The organism is Ruminococcus sporogenes, assembly GCF_054655175.1.
The window spans coordinates 200,222-220,097 of the sequence record NZ_BAAHOA010000003.1; the positions used below are offsets into that span (position 1 = coordinate 200,222).

Below are 19,876 nucleotides of genomic sequence, written 5' to 3' on the forward strand. Positions count from 1 at the left end.
CCGCCTTTCATTCAAATAATAATATTATTATTCTCAGCGGTGAATTTATACACTTATTTTAATTATAATCGATTTCACATTTAATGTCAATTAAACTTCCTGTAAAATAAGAAGTATATAAATTAGACAGCAAGAAACAGACGGAAAAAATAAAAATCCCGACCTTCAAATTACTTTTACTTCAGGGTAATATATATATTACATTACATGTTAATTACATTCATAGATATCTGTATAATGTTATTTTCAACAAGACGAGGCCTGTCCGTAACGGACAAGCCTCTTCAATTATAATATTTCTTCAAGCTTATTTCTTATATCAGCATTTCTTGCAGCGTAATCTATATTCATGGGCTTTATTTTCCCGTTAGCATAATCATACATTCCCTGAAGAATACCCTCCGTACTGTCCTCTACAAGATATCCGCCGTATTTTTTCAAAAAGTTGCTCGGACCATGTACATCAGTAGAAAAAACAGGTATTCCAAGAGAATCTGCCTCCAGCATTACTAATCCCAGTCCCTCATATACAGATGATAAAATAAACATGCTGCACCTTTTCAGTATAGGCATAGGATTCTGCACAGATTTTATTATAGCTATATCGTCCCAGCAGTCTGTGTTTCTTGCCTTTTGAATAGTTTTTCCGTAAAGATTGCCGGCTCCTCCGATAATTATGAGCTTAGATTCCGGATAATCTCTGTGAAAAGCCTCAAAAGCGTCTATCAGACGAAAATGTCCTTTTTCAGGAGAAAAACGACCTATTGTAATAAATTTTATTCCGTTTGAATTCAAAATATGATTAATGCCATTGGCATGAGGACAGAAAATCTCAGTATCCTTCTGAAATTCAACCGGCATATCTCCTTTAAGAATAACTAATTCATGATTATGAAAATTACTTATAACTTTAATGTTATCCTTTCTTCCGCTTATCTGATAAGTTGGTTCCACAATATCCTCAGAAACCGCCACAACATTATCGCATACGTTATAAGCCCAACGCAGCAGATATTCGCTCTGATTATTTCTGGTTTCGATTTCCTGTACCATATCATTATGCACAAAAATAGTTTTTCTCGCATCAAACTGCGTAAGCATTATAATTATATTATTTTCATACCCATTAAAATGTATTACATGATCAAATTTTATACCGTAAAAATGCCGTCTGATCTCTCTTGAATATGATTGTCCAAGTATTTTTTTGTTTTTTTTCGTTTCTCTGCCATGCTTAACCATTGAATTATAGGCTCTTGCTGTTTTGATGTCAAAAAATACCTCGCTGCTTATAGGTATTATACCCACTCTTTCAGGTATAACCTTTGTACGCAGAGGATCTGCGCGCAGATTCCTTTCTCTAAAAGAGATATAATAGTTATATTTATCAAGATCAATATTATCAAGTACAGAGAGCATCGCAGTTGTAATCCCGTTCTTATTCAGGTCGCCGGCATAAATAAGCACATTCTTCTTGCCGTTCGGCACGATCCTTTCTTCATTTGTAACCTTTTTGCCGAGAAATACACGCTGACAGATTTTTCTGGCAGCTTCAGGGTTATCATACGTACAGTACTTCTTCCTGAATTCCGTATCGTCATAGTCCTTCGGCGAATTAATAGCTTCCATAAGACCGTCTACATTTTCCGCCTGCGGAAATGGAAAATCGTCGAGAGAAACATAAACCCCTCTGTCACGGAAATACTCTTCCTTGTCATACGTATACAATATTATTTTTCTGCCGGAATTGGCAAAGTCATAAAATACGCTCGAATAATCCGTAATTAAAATATCGGCAGTATTAAGTATTTCATAATACTCATAGCCCATAGGAAATGATTTTATATGCCGGTATTTACCGCCGTCAAAATCAATCTTCATAAGAGGATGATACTTAACAAGTAAAACCTGATTATCATTAAGTCTTTCGTCCATCTGATTAAGAAACTGTTCCGTCTCAAAAATCACACGGTCAGTATCAAAGCTGTTGACCTTTCCGCGCCATGTCGGCATATAAACAATTACTTCCTTATTATCATGTCCGAATTTCTTCCTTAGCTCTTCCCTTCTTTTATTATCGAAAAAAACCGAATTTCTCGGATAGCCTTCGTTTAAAACTGTCGCTCCGCTTAAATTTTCAAGCATATATGCGCTTACCATTTTTTCCTTCATATATTCATTAGGGAATATAAGATAATCGGCAAAAATAAGATTTCGCATAACGTTTCCCATATTATATACCTCTGACTCCACGTCTCTTCCCATATTTTTAAGGGGAGTTCCGTGCCAGGTATTTAAAATTATCTGGCCTTCCTTTTTTATAAATCTTCTCGGAAATGAAGTATCGTTTACAAGGTATTTTGCTTTTGATGCAAATTTATAATATCTGATTGATTCCGCGCGAAGCATCTTTATTTTCTTTATTTTATAATGATTTAGAATAGCTCTTACTTCCTGAAATTTGAATGACTTAGCCGATATACAAAGCTTTAAACGCCTGTAATCCGGATTCTCATAAAGCTCCTTCGTAATATATAGTATATTACCGGCAAGATCAGATCCGCTTCTTGATTCGATCAGCACCAGGTTTTTATCAAGCTTTGATTTCTGATAAATACCGTAATACAAGCTGAACCAGATACGTGTTTTGATTTTATTCAGAATTTTTTTTGCACTCTTCTTTAACGCCATTTAACATCCTCCGTAAAAATGTCAAAAAATATTATGCGGAATAACCGGCGTATTCCTTAAAACCGTTATTTCAAATCCTGTTTGATCTGAGTTGTAGAAATCTCAGGAGTCCTCGGAAGATATACTACCTCGCAGTAATCCTTAAGAAAATCAAATTTACCGGTCCAATCGTCCCCCATGACAAAAGCGTCTACTTTAAATTCCTTTACATCGTTTATTTTCTGATCCCAGTTTTTCTCCGGAATAACAAGATCAACGTATCTTACGGCTTCAAGAAGCCGCTTTCTCTGCTCATAAGTAAAATAGCATTTTTTCTGTTTTGAATTCCAGTTAAATTCGTCAGTCGAAAGAGCAACTATAAGATAATCCCCCAGCGCTTTTGCCCGCTGGAGTAAATTTATATGACCGTAGTGAAGCAGATCGAACGTTCCGTAGGTTATAATTTTTTTCACAGTTTTCCTCCTATTAAAAAGTTGTAAAATTATATTTACATAATTTTACACCGTAAATTTCAGTATATCCTAAAAAACGGCTTTTGTCAAGAAAAATCGGATACCGCGGATTCCTTTGTTTATTGATAAATATTTTTCACACAAAATGTTCAAAATAAACGCTTCGCCTATTGAAAATTAATAAAACGTTAAAATAAACGCCGATTTTCTTATAAAAAATAAAAAATTGTCATTTAAAGACGGCGGTTATTGATTTTTTTCTGAAAATATTATATACTTGTAAATGGTAAGATTTATAAAAAGGAGAGGTTTAGTTGAGATTTTCTAAAATGCACGGAATCGGAAACGATTATATCTACATCAATTGCTTTGAAGAAAAGGTTGAAAATCCGGAAAAGGTTTCGGTTTATGTAAGCGACCGTCATAAAGGAATCGGTTCTGACGGTCTTGTTCTCATACTTCCGTCCGATAAGGCTGATTTCAGAATGAGAATTTTCAATGCGGACGGTTCAGAGGCTATGATGTGCGGAAACGCAACAAGATGCATAGGAAAATATGTATTCGACAAGGGCATGACCGGTAAAACAGAATTGACGCTTGAAACTAATTCAGGAATAAAATATCTAAAGCTGTTTCCTGTAAACGGAAAGGTTGAATCGGTAGAAGTAAATATGGGACAGGCGGTTTTACTTCCGAGAGAAATACCGGTTAATTCCGATAAGGAAAAATTCATTTCCGAGCCGGTAATAATCGGAGGAACAGAGTATAAAATAACCTGCGTTTCTATGGGAAATCCTCACGCCGTCGTTTATTTTGATTCAATTGACGATTTGAATCTTGAAAGCGTCGGACCGCTCTTTGAATATAACGAACTTTTTCCTGACAGAATAAATACTGAATTTATCAAGGTTGAAAATTCCCATACTCTTCATATGAGAGTCTGGGAACGAGGCAGCGGAGAAACCTTTGCCTGCGGAACGGGAGCGTGCGCTTCGGCAGTCGCTTCGGTATTAAACGGATTTTGCAGCAGAGGAGAAGAAATTACTGTTCGTCTCAGAGGAGGCGATCTCAATATAGTCTGGAACGAAGACGGAAACGTAATTATGAAAGGGCCGGCCGCTTTTATCTGCGACGGGGAAATTGATATAAGCCATATAAAATAAAGGAGTTATAAAATGACAAAAGTAAACAAAAATTTTGAAAACCTTGTGCCAAGCTATCTTTTTGCAGAGATTGCTAAAAGAGTCAATGAATTTACCGCGAAAAATCCTGACAAAAAAATAATAAGGCTTGGAATCGGCGACGTGACGCTGCCCCTTGCGCCGGCCGTTGTTGAAGCCATGAAAAAGGGCTGCGATGAAATGGGCGTTAAGGAAACCTTTAAAGGTTATCCCGATTATGAGGGCTACGGATTTTTAAGAGAAGCTATATCCGAATATTATGAAAGCTTCGGCGTCAGCGTATCACCGGACGAAATTCTTATAAACGACGGAGCAAAAAGCGACGCCGGAAATATCGGCGATATATTTTCAGCCGACAACACGGTTCTTGTTACCGATCCGGTCTATCCGGTATATGTCGATTCAAATATAATGGCCGGAAGAAAAATCCTTTATGCCGACGCAAACGAAGAAAACGGTTTCTGCGCTATGCCCGATCCGAACGTAAAGGCCGATATAATTTATCTTTGCTCTCCTAATAACCCGACAGGCTCGTGCTATACAAAGGCTCAGCTAAAGGAATGGATTGATTATGCCAATGTAAATAACTCGCTGATAATTTACGACGCCGCATATGAAGCGTTTATAACTGAAGACGACGTTCCCAGAAGCATATTGGAAATTGAAGGGGCAAGGACCTGCGCTATTGAAATGTGCTCTCTTTCAAAAACCGCCGGATTTACCGGTACAAGATGCGGCTATACAGTTATACCTAAAGAGCTTGTTCTTGACGGAGTTAATATATACAAGCTTTGGTACAGAAGACTTTCCACCAAGTTCAACGGAGTATCCTACCCTGTTCAATGCGCGGCAAAGGCCGTCTTTTCGGAAAAGGGTAGAAAACAGATAAAGGAAAATATAGCGTACTATCAGGAAAACGCTAAAATTATTTCAAAAACAATGGACGAGCTTGGAATAAAATATACGGGCGGAATAAATTCGCCGTATATATGGCTTAAATGCCCGGACGGTATGGGAAGCTGGGAATTCTTTGATTATCTGATAAATAATATTTACGTTGTCGGAACTCCGGGCGAGGGCTTCGGAAAGAACGGAGAAGGCTGGTTCAGACTTACCTCGTTCGGCGACAGGGAAAATACAATAGAAGCAATGGAAAGATTTAAAAAACTTATGACGAAATAAGAACGTCCTCAGATTATTTTATATAAAGCTATGAATAATTGCCCGTAATCTTCTTAAAATAAATGCAGAAATATTATTTTAAGAAGGAGCATAAAATGAAACCTGAAAAAGACAAGCGTCCGGTAACGAAAGCTTACGAGGACTTAATGTATAGCGAAGCAGGCAGCGCCAACGACTGTACGGGACTTATCCCTTCCGCAGTTTTGAACGAATCTGAATATGAATCGTATGAGGATCTGATGGATTTCAATCTTCCTGAAATATATAAGGAAACAGAGGATTGAACAATCTGAAGGCTTCCCTTCTTGGGAGGCCTTTTATTTGACTTGTTTTGCTTTTAGGTATATAATTTTAAATGAAATATTTTTAAATCGGAGGTAACTAATGAAAAAGCTTATATCGGCGCTTTCGGCAGCGGTACTTGCAGCTAATGCGCTGGGAACTATTGCAAACGCTTCGTTTTTATATAACGAGCAGGCTCCGCGGGATAACAGCTATTACTGTATAGTTTCACTGGACGACAAGCCTTTGTCATGCTACGATTACGCCAAGCAATTCGGAACGGATCAGTTTATATTCACTGCCGAGGGCAAAACAGCATATGATAAGCTTAAGGCGGATCACGGTGAGGCTCTCGGTAAAATCAACGGCCTTTTAGGCAAAAGTAATGAAATCATTTATGACTACACATCGGTATACAATGGATTTTCCGTTGTCTTAAAGGAATCGGAATATAAGAAAATCTGGTATAACAAGGACAGTCTCGGATTAAAGGATATTTATATATCCGATTTTTACAATAATAATCAGGAGCCATCCTCAGCGGATAAGCAGTCTAAAACCTCCGCCATGTCCTACAGCGACCTGACTGACAGGATTCTTGAGGAAACCGGAATAAGCAAGGTTGAAAACAAGGGCGATTCAACTGTTATAGCGATAATCGACAACGAATTCGATTTGTCTCACGAATTTATCAGCACTCCGTCATCTGAAGCTTCCTATAGGCTCAGTGCGGAAGATATCGGCACGGTAGCCCCTTATCTTTCAGCAGACAGTGACAACGGAAGTAATTATTATTATAATGAAAAAATACCGTTTCGCTTTAATTATGAAAACCACAATAACGACACCTCGATAGATTATAAAAACAATCCCAACGACTTCCACGGTACCCATGTAGCAGGTATAGCGGCGGGAAACGGAAACGCTGAAACAGACGATAAATATAATGCAAAGGGAGCGGCGCCAAATGCTCAGCTTCTGCTGATGTCCTCGTATAATTTATGCTCCTACGCCTTGCTTGCGGCTTTCGATGACTGTACATATTTAGGAGCCGACATAGTAAACGCGAGCTGGGGCGCGGGATTCGTCAATAGCAACGCTATAAAATATGAAAGTGAAGCGATTGAAAACATGACGGAATCAGGTATTCTTTTTTGCTCGGCTGCCGGCAACAACGCCAAAATAAATTATCAGGGAAACGATTCTTTGATTAATACCGATTACAGCAGCGGAGGCACGCCAAACGGGATTTCCTCCGTTCTTTCAGTAGGCTCTGCGGAAAACACCGTTTCAGAGAAAAGAGTAATATCGTCGTCGGGCAAAAACTTTGAAATAATGTCGGGATCAAAGGATATCAATACGGCTTTTGCGGATATGACTATGGAATACGCCGCCGTCCCCGGACTTGGCTATCCGGAGGATTATAAAAATATTGACGTCAAAGGAAAAATCGCCTTAATTTCAAGGGGAGAGCTGACCTTTGACGAAAAAGCCGAAAACGCTAAAGCTAACGGGGCAGTAGGGGTAATCTTTTATAACAATGAAAACGGTCTGCTAACGCCGCAGTGCTCTGTTCTGCCGTCCGGTTTCATATCCTATGAAAGCGGAATGGAATTAATAGGATTCAATGATAAAGCAATAACGTTTCCGTCAGAAAAACAAATCATAGCTTCATTCAGTAAAAGCATGAGTGAATTTTCTTCATGGGATTACACGGAGGATCTGACTTTAAAGCCTGATATAACCGCATTCGGAGGTAACATCATATCTTCTTATCCCGAAAACGAATACGGACCTATGTCGGGCACGTCGATGTCTTCTCCGCAGTTGACCGGAATGGCGGCTTTACTTAAGGAATATCTGACAGACAACAAGGATAAATACGGAATACAGAATAATTCAGATTACCCCGAACTTATGGCAAGACTTTTGATGTCTACCTCTACGCCGATTTACAGCTCCGACGGACTGGAAATCGCTTCGCCGAGAGTTCAGGGCAGCGGAATTGCAAATGTAGAATCAGCGATTAAAACTCCGGCTTATCTTTACACAGATAGCCAAAAGGATAATTACCGTCCAAAAATTTCTCTTGGAGACGGTCTGGACCAAAATCTCGGATCGTTCAGTTTTACGTTCAATATCAAAAATATTTCTGATACTGCTCAGACTTACAATCTTTCATCAGATGTTTTCCGGGATGATTCCGAAGAAGATCAGCTTGCATGGAATACAAAAAAGATCGAAGCTAAAACTACTTTTAAGCAGGGCTTTTCCGAGATTTCAGAAATAACGGTTCCTGCCGGAGAATCCGTTGCTTTAAATGTAACCGTAAGCATTAGCACAGACGAAGCGGAATACATACAGGATAATTTCGCTAACGGAACGTTTATAGACGGCTATATATATCTGAAAAACGAATCAGCTCCCGACCTCACTCTTCCCTTTATGGGATTTTACGGCTCATGGTCTGATTCTGAAGTATTTGAGCCGTTTATATATAATTCACGCAAGCTGCCGTCTCTCTATCCGTCTATCATGGCTGACGGAAATTATAATCCGGCTGGATTAAACGCTGTTGCCGGAATTTTTGATGAAACTATAATAAATACTCCTTCCTTTTCTCCTAACGGAGATAACATTTTAGATAATATGCTCCTGTATCTCGGTTTTAAAAGACGCTGCTATAATGTAGAGGCGGAAATATACAGTAATTCAACTCACGAACTTGTTTATTCCGAACAATTTATTATGGAGGACGGAGGATGGAGCGCTGATGAAAACCAGGAGCCTATTAACAATTCATATAAAATAAACTGGGATTTTGCAGGAGTTTCCGATGGTGAAATCTATGAATTAAAGCTATCGGCAATCAAACCGATATCCGGTCAAAAGGAGATTATTTCTCAGGAATTCATTATAGACCTCACGCCTCCTTCAATAGAGGAATGCTCTACTATTACCATTAACGACGAGAAATATTTGCTAATTAAGGCAAGCGATGCAAACGCCATTCAGGGAGCGCTTCTTATCGATAATAATAGCGCCGGAGAATCGGAGCTGATAGACGCCTATTATTGCGACAGCAATGTAAAAAACTGCATTATTACTCTCGGTTTGCCGCAAAACGACGACTCGTGCTCTTCGGAGATTTATGACGCCGCCGGGAACCGCGTTACTGTAAGCGCCGACAGCGCTGACGAAGAATATTTTCTTAACTTTGATGAAAACATGTTCTTCTCAACCGCCGACAGAACCTTCAAAAATAAAATATCCCTGACAGATTCTATGGGAAACGATATCGATTTCAATGTTTCATCAACTCCGGAAAAGGCTTATGCCGAGGGTATAACCGAGATCTCTGTTATGCTCGGTTCTCTTGAAATAGCGAGTATTCCCGTAAACGTAGGACTTGCCGGAGATACTGACCGCAATAATGTAACCGACCTTTACGACGCCATAAAAATTGCAAAATATTTAATCTGGCAAAGCAATCCTAACGGCTCATTCAAAAATGATTTCGTAAACTTTGAAGGCTCATTTGAAGCCTATCTCGCCGACTATGATTTAAACGGACAAATAGATCTTTATGACGCAATCGGTATAGCGAGAACACTGATGCCAAGTTCGAATTAATTAATAACGGGTACTTTCGTACCCGTTATTTTTTCATAATCCGTCAATAATATAAACAGCCTTCCATTATTTTAAAATATAATTGGAAAAAAACTTGCAATAGCTATTGAAATATTGTATAATTAAATATAAGTTTATTTTAACAGAAAAGAGGATTTGTTATGGATCTTGAAATGGTCTCATATCTCTCCAGGCTCGGAAAATTATCTTTTACCGAAGAGGAACTGAAAAAAACCGCGGAGGAAATGACCAATATTATTGAAATCATGGATACTATTAAAGAAATAGACATTAAATACGACGCTCTGGCGGATAATAAAAACGTTTATCTTAACGATTTGCGCGAAGACGCCTCAGAACCGAGTATGCCGACGCAGAAAATACTTCAGAACGCTCTGAACAGTGAAGATTGTTTTGTCGTTCCGAAGGTAGTTGAATAAATTAATCAGAGGTTAAGAAATGGATATTACAAATCTTAAAATAAGAGATATGAGAAAGCTGCTCGACAGCAAAGAGATTTCCGCCGCCGAGCTTGCGTGCTCTTATATCGACAGAATAGAAAAATATGACGGAAAGCTTGAAAGCTACATTACCGTAACAAAAGAAAAAGCGCTGCTTGACGCTGAAAACGCTCAGAAAAGAATTGACAGCGGAAATGCGCCCGAGCTTTGCGGTATACCTATAGCAGTCAAGGATAATATCTGCACAGACGGAATAAAAACTACCTGCGCTTCAAAAATGCTTGAAAATTTTATACCGCCCTATAACGCAACCGTAATGGAAAAGCTTTACAGCAAAGGGATAGTGCTGCTGGGCAAAACCAGTATGGATGAGTTTGCCATGGGCGGCTCGACGCAAACCTCGGCTTTTGCCAAAACAAAAAATCCTTACGATATAAAAAAGGTTCCGGGCGGCTCGTCGGGCGGCTCCGCCTCCTGCGTATCAGCCTCATTATGCGCGGCTTCGCTCGGCTCGGATACAGGCGGTTCTATAAGACAGCCTGCGTCATTCTGCGGCGTAACGGGCTTAAAGCCTACCTACGGCCGAATATCACGATACGGTCTGATAGCTTTTGCATCTTCGCTTGATCAGATCGGTCCGGTCGCTAAGGACGCGCATGACTGCGGTATAATTCTCAACGCAATCGCCGGATATGATCGTCACGACGGCACAGCTTCAAAAAATCCGACAATAGATTATACGTCTGCAATCGGAAAAAGCATGAAGGGCGTTAAAATCGCGCTTCCAAAGGAATTTTACGGCGAAGGCATTGACCGCGAGGTTGCCGACGCAGTTATTGCAGCCGCAAAAAAATATGAGGAAATGGGCGCAGAACTGATAGAATGCAGCATGCCAAGCCTTAAATACGCCGTTCCGGCATATTATCTTATTTCTTCAGCCGAAGCTTCGTCTAATCTTTCAAGATATGACGGTATAAAATACGGACATAGAAGTGAAATCGGAGAAAACTTCAACGAGCTTATCTGTAATTCCAGATCCGAAGGATTCGGAAGCGAAGTAAAGCGTAGAATACTGCTGGGAAATTACGCCCTTTCAAGCGGATACTATGACGCATATTACGGTAAGGCGCTTGCGTTAAAGCAGAAAATTTCCAATGAATACGACAATATCTTTGAAAAATGCGATATTATCCTGACTCCGACCGCTCCTTCCACAGCGTTCGGAGCAGATGAAAATATAGCGGATCCGGCTAAAATGTATAAGGCGGATATATGTACCGTCACCGTTAATATAGCCTCTCTTCCCGCTATATCTACAACATGCGGTTATAACACCGAAGGAATGCCTATAGGTATGTCTGTTATCGGAAAAAAATTCGACGAGGCCGCGATTATCGGAGCCGCCGACGCTTTTGAACGCATATTCGACTATAAGGCGCCGAAGCTTGTCTGATTGGAGGGTAAATAATAATGTCATCATATATTCCAGTAATTGGTCTGGAAATCCATGCGGAGCTTCTGACCAAATCTAAGGTTTTCTGTACCTGCAACGCTGAATTCGGAGGAGATCCGAATTCAAGATGCTGTCCGGTTTGCACAGGCATGCCCGGAACTCTTCCGGTAATAAATCAGACGGCGGTAGAATACGCGGTCAAAGCAGGTTTTGCTCTTGGATGCGATATAAATAAATTTTCCGTATTTGACCGTAAAAACTATTTCTACCCCGATCTTCCAAAAGCATATCAGATTTCGCAGCTTGAAAGACCTCTTTGTATAAACGGTATCGTACCTATCGAAGTAAACGGAAAGAAAAAAAATATAAGAGTAAACCGTATACATCTTGAAGAGGACGCGGGAAAATTAGTACACGACGATTTTAACGCAGTATCGCTTGCAGACTATAACCGCTGCGGCGTTCCATTGATAGAAATCGTTACGGAGCCGGATATTTCTTCCGCTGAAGAAGCTAAGGCTTTTTTTGAGAAAGTAAGCCTTTTGCTTCAATACGCCGGTGTCTGCGACTGTAAAATGGAGCAGGGTTCGCTGCGCTGCGACGTAAACGTTTCAATTATGAAGCCGGGAGACAAGGAGTTCGGAACAAGAACGGAATGCAAAAATCTGAATTCTCTAAAATCAATCGGACGCGCAATTGAATACGAAATTAAAAGACAATCAAGACTGCTCGATATGGGAAAGCGCGTAATACAGGAAACCAGACGCTATAACGATAACAGAGGCGAAACAACCTCTATGAGAACAAAAGAGGACGCACATGATTATCGTTACTTCCCCGAGCCGGATATATTGCAGGTAAATTTCACAGACGAAATGCTCGATAATATAAAATCATCGCTTCCGGAAATGCCTCACAAACGGCTTGACAGATACACAGAACAATACGGTCTGTCGGAAGTCGACGCTAAAATCCTCGTAAATCAGAAGACCGTTTCTGATTTTTACGATCTGGCGGTCGGCGCGTATAACAATCCAAAAAGCATAGCTAACTTTGTAATTGTCGAGCTTCTCAGACGTGTAAATCTCGGAGAGGTAACAATGGAAAGCCTTCCGTTTACAGCCGACGCCTTTGCAAAGCTCGTTGAAATGGCGGACGCAGAAAAGGTATCCAAAAACGACGCGAAGGCTATACTGCGTGAAATGATAGCGTCCGGAAAATCTCCGGAGCAAATTGCAGATGAAAAAGGAATGCTTATCGTAAACGATATGTCAAGGGCGGCAAAAACAATTGAAGATATTCTCTCCGCCAATAAACAGGCTGTTGAACAATACGTCAGCGGAGAAACAAAGGTTTTTGGATTCCTGATGGGACAATGTTCAAAGAAACTAAAGGGCGTATGCACTCCAAAGGCGATAAAGGATGAGCTTGAGAAAAAATTAAAATCATTGTCTGATAAGCCGGTTTCAAATCAATCAGATAATAATAACGACAAAAGCGAAGAGGATATTAAAATAGGCCTTAAGGCTTATGAGAATCCTAAAGCTTATAAGCCGTCGTCGTCAAATAATATAATGCAGATAAGCCCCGACAAGCTAAAAAAAGAATTCGAGCTTTCAGACGCTTTAAGCAATATAGGAAAAGATATTACAATCGACTGCTGCGTTTACAAAATCAGGAATATGAGCGAATTCTCATTTATAGTTGTCAGAACGGGAAGATACCTTCTTCAGACAATATATTCCGGTGAAAACTGCACAGACAGTATTGATGGACTTAAAGAAGGATTTTTTGTTAATATCACCGGTACTGTAACTGAAAATGAAAAAGGCTACAACGGAATTGAAATCATCCTAAAAAGCATTTCTCTTATATCTAATCCGGCGGAAGAATACCCGCTTCACGTTCCTAACAGACGTCTCGGATGTACCCTTGACATTAATCTGAATAACCGTTCAGTCGCATTAAGAAACGCATACGAGCGAGCAATATTTAAGCTTCAGGAGGGCGTGTGCAACGGATTCAGAGAATTTATGCTTAAAGAAAACTTCACAGAAATCCATACGCCCAAAATAGTGGCTCAGGGAGCGGAAGGCGGCTCAAATATATTCCATCTTGAATATTTTGATAAGCCGGCGTTTCTGAATCAGTCTCCGCAATTTTACAAGCAAACCGCTGTCGCATTCTTTGACAGGGTTTTTGAAATAGGACCGGTTTACCGTGCGGAAAAGCATGCTACCTCAAGGCATATTAACGAATATATCGGGCTTGATTTTGAAATGGGCTATATAGACAGTATGTATGACGTTATGTCAATGGAAACAGCAATGCTGAAATATGTAATGGACTATTTAAGAAATAATTATGCTCATGAAATTGAAATTCTCGGAGCCGACATTCCGGTTATAAACGAAATCCCCTGTGTTACTCTCCTCGAGGTTAAGGAAATACTTGGAAGCAAAGGCTCAAAAAACAAGCTGGATCTTGAGCCGGAGGACGAAGTTGCAATATGCGAATATGCAAAGGAAACCTTTGAAAGCGATTTTATTTTTGTAACTCACTTCCCTTCCTCAAAACCGCCGTTTTATGCTATGAATGACAGAGAGGATCCGCGTCTTGCCTATAAATTCGATCTGCTTTTCCGCGGTCTTGAAATCACCAGCGGAGGTCAGCGTATCCATGATTATAACGAACAGATTGAAAAAATGAAAGCTCAGGGACTTAATCCGGACGACTTCAGATATTATCTTGAGGCTCATAAATACGGCCTGCCGCCCCACGGCGGTCTCGGTATAGGACTTGAAAGACTCGTTATGAAGATTATCAACGCTCCTAACGTGAGAATGTGCAGCATGTTCCCGAGAGACATAAACAGGCTGCTGCCGTAATTTTAAAAAAACGCTTGACAGTTAATGAACTGTGTGCTATAATGTTAAAGTTGTTAAAACAAATCGTATTCTAAAGACAGTTGGTGGAGAAATCCGTAAATCCAGCCGAGGAATGTGCATTAAAATGATATTTTATGCCCTTTTCCTCTGTGAAAAGGGCTTTTGCATTATTCTTTTGATACGGTTATAAAATAATCGGAGGTGAAACTATAATGCCAAGCGAAAAGGTATTGGAAGCTAAGAAGGCTAAAGTCGAAAAGCTTACTGAAATTCTCAAAAATGCTGTTTCCTTCGTAATCGTAGATTATAAGGGAATAACTGTTGAAGAAGATACCAAGCTCAGACGTGAACTGCGTGAATCCAACGTACATTACACCGTTGAAAAGAATTCGATGCTGCGTTTTGCACTTAAAAACGCAGGTATTGAAGGTCTTGACAATGTTTTAGAGGGTACTACGGCTATCGCCGTTTCAAACGACGATCAAACTGCTCCGGCAAGAATCCTCGGAAAATTTGCGTCGGAAACTGACGGCAAATTCAATCTCAAGGCAGGCATGGTTGAAGGTCAGATCTATGATGAGCAGGGCGTTGTCGCTCTTTCAAAGATTCCTTCAAAGGACGTTCTTCTGGCTCAGTTGGTCGGTTCCTTACAGGGCCCTATCCAGAAGCTTGCCGCTCTGCTCAAGGCTGTTGCGGACAGCAAAACAGACGAAGCGGCTTAATATTTATTATAACGTTTTATTTATTCGAAATCAAGTAAATTAAAAGGAGATTATTATCATGGCTTCAGAAAAAACTTTAAAGTTTATTGAAGATATCAAAGCTCTGTCAGTTATGGAACTGGCTGAACTTGTTGACGCTATTCAGGAAGAATTCGGTGTAACAGCAGCCGTTGCTGCTGCTCCTGCTGCAGGCGGCGCTGCTCCTGCTGAAGAAAAGACAGAATTCGATGTTATTCTTGCTTCCTTCGGCGATGCAAAAATGCCTGTTATCAAAGCTGTTAAGGACGCTCTTGGTCTTGGACTTAAGGAAGCTAAGGAAGTTGTTGAATCAGCTCCTAAGGCTCTCAAGGAAGGCGTTTCCAAGGCAGAGGCTGAAGAACTCAAGACAAAGCTTGAGGGCGCCGGCGCTACTATCGAAATCAAGTAATTTACTGCATATTTTTATATGCTTATCCCCCGTTTGCTTTGGCAGACGGGGGATTTTTAATAGTATATAACGCATTATAAAAGAATATTTACCGCCATAATCATAACTGTTCCGGGAACTCCCAGAATAAGAGCAACAGCCGTGTTAAAGAGATTCACAGGCGGTGCGTATCCTAAGCTTCCTCCGAAATAATGCAGTAATACCAGAGCGACGCAGCCGCTCAGCATTCCCGATAACGCCGACCTTACCGTATGCTTTCTTTTAGAATAAAATATAAGCATTATAATTCCGGCTACAATCCATATCGCTTTAAAAATCGTTTCATTCATTATTCTTCTCCATTTTACATTAAAATATATCCCAGCGCCAAAAGCAGTTTAAGATCCGCGCCTTCCTTTGCCAATATAACTATCAGCGCTATTATAATTATCTTGTCATTGTCAAGCTTACCGTCAGGAAAGATTCCGGATAATAAACCGTTTAGTCCCCCTGTTGAATTCTTCTTTCCCTCCTGTGGCGGAGTATCCGCTTTTTTTCTTTTATCCTGTCCCGACGCAGGCTCTTGAGTATGGGAAGCCGGCATTTTTGCAGCTTGTACATTATTTTTATCAATTCTGTTCTGTCTGTGCATCTCCCTTGTTCTTCTCAGAGCGTCCTGCCGCATAAAATTCATTTCAGACTGACTGTAATTCAATACCGATTCCCTTCCCTTCATAAAATATCGCTAAGTATTCCGCTGTCCTTCAAAACGCTCCATACTGCTAAAAGTTTAAGTATTTTTACCGCTTTATCTACCTTTTCCTGACGTTCTTCCTTCAATAAGGGACGAAGGGCAAGCAAGAGCTCCGTATTCTTGTCATTAGATACAGAGCTCATAACCTGACCTATCATTAAAAGCTTGCTTAGATCAAAATCAATTCCCTGTTTAGACGAATCGTCTTCCTTATCTTCATTAGCCTCATTAGCCTCAGCTTCGTCAGAGCAGCCGTCCTCTGTTCCATTCTGTTCAGAGGAGGGAAACAGTGAAGCGGCAAGCTCGCTTAACTGCTTCATACTTTCCTCGTCAGACAGCACCTCCTGAATTTTTCCCATTAAATCATCCATTTTCCGGAAGCACCCTCCTCTTCACTGTTTTCCAAGCTCCGGTCTTATTATTTTTCGCCAGTCATTTTCTTATATAAAGCCTGTGCCTGAGGCGTTGAAATCAGCTTTTCAATCATTTTCGGATTTTTCATTATCTGATTAAATTTTGCAGAATCGCTTTTACTCATTTTATTAAGAGCAGCGTCGAACTTGCCTGCTTCAAGCTGTTTTTTAAGCTCGTCGGCAGGTATATTCAGCTTTTTGCTGACAACGTTTAAAAGCTCATTGGCTTTTGACGGATCTATTTTTGCCATAAGTATTACCACCTTGAAAATTATTTACTGTTTCTTTTATCAAAACAGCAGAAAAACCATTGTAATTATTCTATATTTATGATATAATTTTTTTATATATAACCTGTTCATGAACAAAAGGAGCAATATTATGAAAATAATTGTTATGTCAGATTCTCATAACAGCTTTTTTTCCTTAAACAAAATCTTTTTTAACTATCATGCCGATTTATATATTCATCTTGGCGACGGAGAAAGAGAACTAAATCAGATTGCGCTGACATATCCCGAAAAGCAGATCATACATATAAAGGGAAACTGTGATTTAATGAGCTTAAGCGAGGATGAGCTGCTATTTTGTCCTTACGAAAAATATACTGTATTTGCCGTACACGGACATAAATACGGTGTAAAGCGCTCACTTGAAACGCTGAAGGCAGCGGCCCGGAAAAAGGGGGCCGATATACTCCTCTACGGTCATACTCACGAACGCTTCTGCTCCTATGAGGACGGCTTATATATAATGAATCCAGGAAGCACTTCATGCCCAAGGGACTGCGGCAAGGCTTCATTCGGTATCATAGAGCTGATTGATTCCGGAATTATTACAAATATAATCGACCTCTGATATTATTATATTCAAAACTCATTATACTGTTACAAAAGAAAGGAAAAAACTTTGAAAACACCATCGTTGACGGCGTCAAAAGGGAAAGAAAAATATTTGGCCGCTTTCCTGCTGGGATTCACTGCGTTTGTCCTCGTTATTCTGCCAATTATCATATATAACGGCGGATATTATATTTATTACGGCGATTATAATTCTCAGCAGATTCCATTCTATAATCATGCTCATGAATTTATAAAAAATGAAGGCGTCGGCTGGGATTGGGGCACTGACCTCGGAGCAAACTTTGTAGGCTCCTATTCGTTTTACCTTCTCGGCAGTCCGTTTTTCTGGCTGACAATACCGCTGCCTCAAGGCCTTGTTACCTTTTCAATGCCCTTACTCCTTGCATTGAAATTCGGAACCGCTTCAATGACTGCCTATGCGTTTATAAGACGTTTTGTCAGAAGCAAAAACGCCGCTTTGATAGGCGGTATGCTCTATGCGTTTTCTGGATTTCAGACATTCAATATTTTTTTCAATCATTTTCACGATGTCACAGCATTTTTCCCGCTTATGCTTATTGCTATGGAAGAGCGCATAAATAATAACAGACGCGGAGTATTTGCCCTTTCCGTCGCTCTTATGGGAATAATCAACTACTTCTTCTTTACAGGGCAGGCCGTTTTTCTGATAATTTATCTTCTGGCAAGACTTAAATCTCCGGATTTCAATATAAACTGGAAAAAATTCTTTTCTCTCGCCGCAGAAGCTGTTATAGGAGTTATGATAGCATGCGTAATGCTGATTCCGTCGGCGCTTGCAATTTTAGAAAATTACCGAATAAATGAAAGACTTTACGGACTTGACCTTATCGCCTACAATGATAAAACAAGACTGCTGAGAATAATTCAAAGCTTTTTTATGATTCCGGACGTTCCGGCAAGGCCTAATCTTTTCAGCTCCGACAGCGCAAAATGGGCTTCTATCGGCGGATATCTGCCAATGTTTTCAATGGCGGGCGTTATCGCTTTTACAAAATCAAGAAAAAAGCACTGGGCAAAAAGAATTATTATCGTGTGCGCAGTATGCGCGTTCATTCCTATACTAAACAGTGCGTTTTATACCTTCAACAGCTCATATTATGCACGCTGGTTTTATATGCCTATACTAATTATGGCTATGATGACAGCTCAGGCGCTGGACGACCGTTCGATTGATCTAAGACCTGGAATAAAAGTCTGCGTCGGCATTCTTCTTGGCCTTGCAGCAATATCTCTTCTGCCTAAGAAAGAAGACGATAAAGTAATATGGTTTAAATTTGCCAATTATCCTGCATATTTCTACTTGACAGCCGCAATATGTATAACCGGACTTATTATTCTGTGGTATATAGACAAATCCAGACGCAAGGGAAAACCGTTTATGAAAGCAGCTTTGATTTCTACAGTGGCAGCATGTATAGTATGCACCGCCGCCGTCGAATATTTCGGAGCAATACTTGGACCTTACGGTAGCATATTCGTAGAAAACGGTCTTAAGGGAAGTGAAAATCTTTCTCTTGATGATGAAGAAAGTCAGTTTTATCGGGTTGACATTTCAGAAAACTACGATAACTATCCTATGTTCTGGAATCTTCATTCAATGCGCGCTTTTCAAAGCATTGTACCCGGAAGCATTATGGAGTTCTATTCTGAAATAGGCGTTTCAAGAGACGTTGCTTCAAGAGCGCCGCTTGAAAAAAACACACTGAGAGGTCTGTTTTCAGTAAAATATTACTTTGATAAAGTATATTCGGATAAAGAGGAAACTTATACCTATACAATTGATCTTCCCGGCTTTGAATTTAAGGAAAAGCAAAACGGGTTCTATGTTTATGAAAATAAATATTATCTTCCGATGGGTTTTACCTATGATAATTATTTAACAGAAGACGCCGCTTCCGAATATACCGACCAGACAAAAGAAAGGATACTTCTCAGAGCTCTGATATTAAACGAAGAACAGGCAGAAAAATATGATGAAATAATCACAAAACTTCCCGTTGAGAACAGCGTAGGTCTTAACGATTCAACCTACTTAGTAGACTGTGCAAAGCGTTCTGAGGAAACCTGCTCAAGCTTTGTTTACGATTCCGACGGATTTAACGCCGAGATAACTCTCGAAAATCCAAAGCTTGTATTTTTCAGCGTGCCTTACGACAGCGGCTGGACGGCATATGTCAACGGCAAGCCTGCGGACGTTGAAAGAGTAAGCTACGGATTCATGGCTGTCAAAGCGGAAGAGGGCGAAAACAATATTGAATTCCGTTATAAGACGCCAGGACTGAAAGAGGGCGCTTTGATAACGCTATGCGGTATTTTATTCCTTGGTCTTTATCTGTTCTTAACCCGCAAAAGCGCAAGGTCAAACGGCTTTTCACACTATTACGATTATGACTATCAGGAAACACTGACTCAAAAAGAAATATATGAAAATAATATTATAAATTACTATCCGGCAAATGATAAGGAGGAATAGT

At 40.1% G+C, this 19,876-nt stretch carries 17 protein-coding genes and 1 other annotated feature; of the genes, 11 read left to right on the forward strand and 6 right to left on the reverse strand.

Going from position 1 to position 19,876, the window contains the following annotated elements; translation table 11 throughout:
* Positions 1 to 288: 288 nt before the first annotated feature.
* Both ACYQ0N_RS11170 and tagD read right to left on the reverse strand, forming a co-directional pair.
* Positions 289 to 2,691 (reverse strand): CDP-glycerol glycerophosphotransferase family protein, encoded by a 2,403-nt coding sequence (locus ACYQ0N_RS11170; RefSeq protein WP_460162716.1) that lies wholly within the window; start codon positions 2,689 to 2,691, stop codon positions 289 to 291.
* Between the two features lie 65 nt (positions 2,692 to 2,756).
* On the reverse strand, positions 2,757 to 3,143 hold the full coding sequence (gene tagD, locus ACYQ0N_RS11175) for a glycerol-3-phosphate cytidylyltransferase (RefSeq protein ID WP_177533519.1): 387 nt from the start codon (positions 3,141 to 3,143) through the stop codon (positions 2,757 to 2,759).
* 314 nt (positions 3,144 to 3,457) lie between these two features.
* Here tagD and dapF point away from each other — a divergent pair, with 314 nt between their 5' ends.
* From dapF to rplL, 9 genes are all read left to right on the forward strand, one after another.
* Positions 3,458 to 4,306: a diaminopimelate epimerase gene (gene dapF / locus ACYQ0N_RS11180; RefSeq protein ID WP_177533518.1), complete on the forward strand. Its 849-nt coding sequence runs from the start codon at positions 3,458 to 3,460 to the stop codon at positions 4,304 to 4,306.
* A 12-nt stretch (positions 4,307 to 4,318) separates the two neighbouring features.
* Positions 4,319 to 5,506 (forward strand): LL-diaminopimelate aminotransferase, encoded by a 1,188-nt coding sequence (locus ACYQ0N_RS11185; RefSeq protein WP_460162717.1) that lies wholly within the window; start codon positions 4,319 to 4,321, stop codon positions 5,504 to 5,506.
* Between the two features lie 95 nt (positions 5,507 to 5,601).
* The gene (locus ACYQ0N_RS11190) at positions 5,602 to 5,790 is read left to right on the forward strand and encodes a hypothetical protein (protein WP_177533516.1); all 189 of its coding nucleotides are present in this window, start codon (positions 5,602 to 5,604) and stop codon (positions 5,788 to 5,790) included.
* A 100-nt stretch (positions 5,791 to 5,890) separates the two neighbouring features.
* Positions 5,891 to 9,421, forward strand: a complete 3,531-nt coding sequence (locus tag ACYQ0N_RS11195; RefSeq protein WP_460162718.1) for a S8 family serine peptidase — start codon at positions 5,891 to 5,893, stop codon at positions 9,419 to 9,421.
* A gap of 161 nt (positions 9,422 to 9,582) precedes the next feature.
* The gene (gene gatC, locus ACYQ0N_RS11200; protein ID WP_460162719.1) at positions 9,583 to 9,861 is read left to right on the forward strand and encodes an Asp-tRNA(Asn)/Glu-tRNA(Gln) amidotransferase subunit GatC; all 279 of its coding nucleotides are present in this window, start codon (positions 9,583 to 9,585) and stop codon (positions 9,859 to 9,861) included.
* A 19-nt stretch (positions 9,862 to 9,880) separates the two neighbouring features.
* The gene (gatA, locus tag ACYQ0N_RS11205) at positions 9,881 to 11,335 is read left to right on the forward strand and encodes an Asp-tRNA(Asn)/Glu-tRNA(Gln) amidotransferase subunit GatA (protein ID WP_460162720.1); all 1,455 of its coding nucleotides are present in this window, start codon (positions 9,881 to 9,883) and stop codon (positions 11,333 to 11,335) included.
* 17 nt (positions 11,336 to 11,352) lie between these two features.
* The gene (gene gatB / locus ACYQ0N_RS11210) at positions 11,353 to 14,223 is read left to right on the forward strand and encodes an Asp-tRNA(Asn)/Glu-tRNA(Gln) amidotransferase subunit GatB (RefSeq protein WP_460162721.1); all 2,871 of its coding nucleotides are present in this window, start codon (positions 11,353 to 11,355) and stop codon (positions 14,221 to 14,223) included.
* 52 nt (positions 14,224 to 14,275) lie between these two features.
* Positions 14,276 to 14,398: a sequence feature (ribosomal protein L10 leader region), on the forward strand.
* Between the two features lie 37 nt (positions 14,399 to 14,435).
* The gene (gene rplJ / locus ACYQ0N_RS11215) at positions 14,436 to 14,945 is read left to right on the forward strand and encodes a 50S ribosomal protein L10 (protein ID WP_177533512.1); all 510 of its coding nucleotides are present in this window, start codon (positions 14,436 to 14,438) and stop codon (positions 14,943 to 14,945) included.
* Positions 14,946 to 15,003: 58 nt separating this feature from the next.
* The gene (rplL, locus tag ACYQ0N_RS11220) at positions 15,004 to 15,372 is read left to right on the forward strand and encodes a 50S ribosomal protein L7/L12 (RefSeq protein ID WP_177533511.1); all 369 of its coding nucleotides are present in this window, start codon (positions 15,004 to 15,006) and stop codon (positions 15,370 to 15,372) included.
* A gap of 74 nt (positions 15,373 to 15,446) precedes the next feature.
* Here rplL and ACYQ0N_RS11225 read toward each other — a convergent pair whose 3' ends face one another.
* From ACYQ0N_RS11225 to ACYQ0N_RS11240, 4 genes are read right to left on the reverse strand one after another with little or no spacing between them, the layout of a single operon-like run.
* Positions 15,447 to 15,701 (reverse strand): pro-sigmaK processing inhibitor BofA family protein, encoded by a 255-nt coding sequence (locus ACYQ0N_RS11225; RefSeq protein WP_177533510.1) that lies wholly within the window; start codon positions 15,699 to 15,701, stop codon positions 15,447 to 15,449.
* 14 nt (positions 15,702 to 15,715) lie between these two features.
* A complete protein-coding gene (locus tag ACYQ0N_RS11230) occupies positions 15,716 to 16,087 on the reverse strand; it encodes a hypothetical protein (RefSeq protein ID WP_460162722.1) in 372 nt (123 codons plus the stop codon).
* Positions 16,084 to 16,476: a hypothetical protein gene (locus ACYQ0N_RS11235; RefSeq protein ID WP_460162723.1), complete on the reverse strand. Its 393-nt coding sequence runs from the start codon at positions 16,474 to 16,476 to the stop codon at positions 16,084 to 16,086. The genes ACYQ0N_RS11230 and ACYQ0N_RS11235 overlap by 4 nt, the downstream gene beginning before the upstream one ends.
* A gap of 47 nt (positions 16,477 to 16,523) precedes the next feature.
* Complete coding sequence (locus tag ACYQ0N_RS11240; protein ID WP_177533507.1) at positions 16,524 to 16,769, reverse strand: hypothetical protein; 246 nt, start codon at positions 16,767 to 16,769, stop codon at positions 16,524 to 16,526.
* Positions 16,770 to 16,899: 130 nt separating this feature from the next.
* Between ACYQ0N_RS11240 and ACYQ0N_RS11245 the strand changes: the two genes are divergently transcribed.
* Together ACYQ0N_RS11245 and ACYQ0N_RS11250 are read left to right on the forward strand one after the other, a co-directional pair.
* Entirely contained in the window at positions 16,900 to 17,376 is a 477-nt protein-coding gene (locus tag ACYQ0N_RS11245; RefSeq protein ID WP_460162724.1) for a metallophosphoesterase family protein, read from the forward strand.
* 51 nt (positions 17,377 to 17,427) lie between these two features.
* Entirely contained in the window at positions 17,428 to 19,875 is a 2,448-nt protein-coding gene (locus ACYQ0N_RS11250; protein WP_460162725.1) for a YfhO family protein, read from the forward strand.
* Position 19,876: the final 1 nt, after the last annotated feature.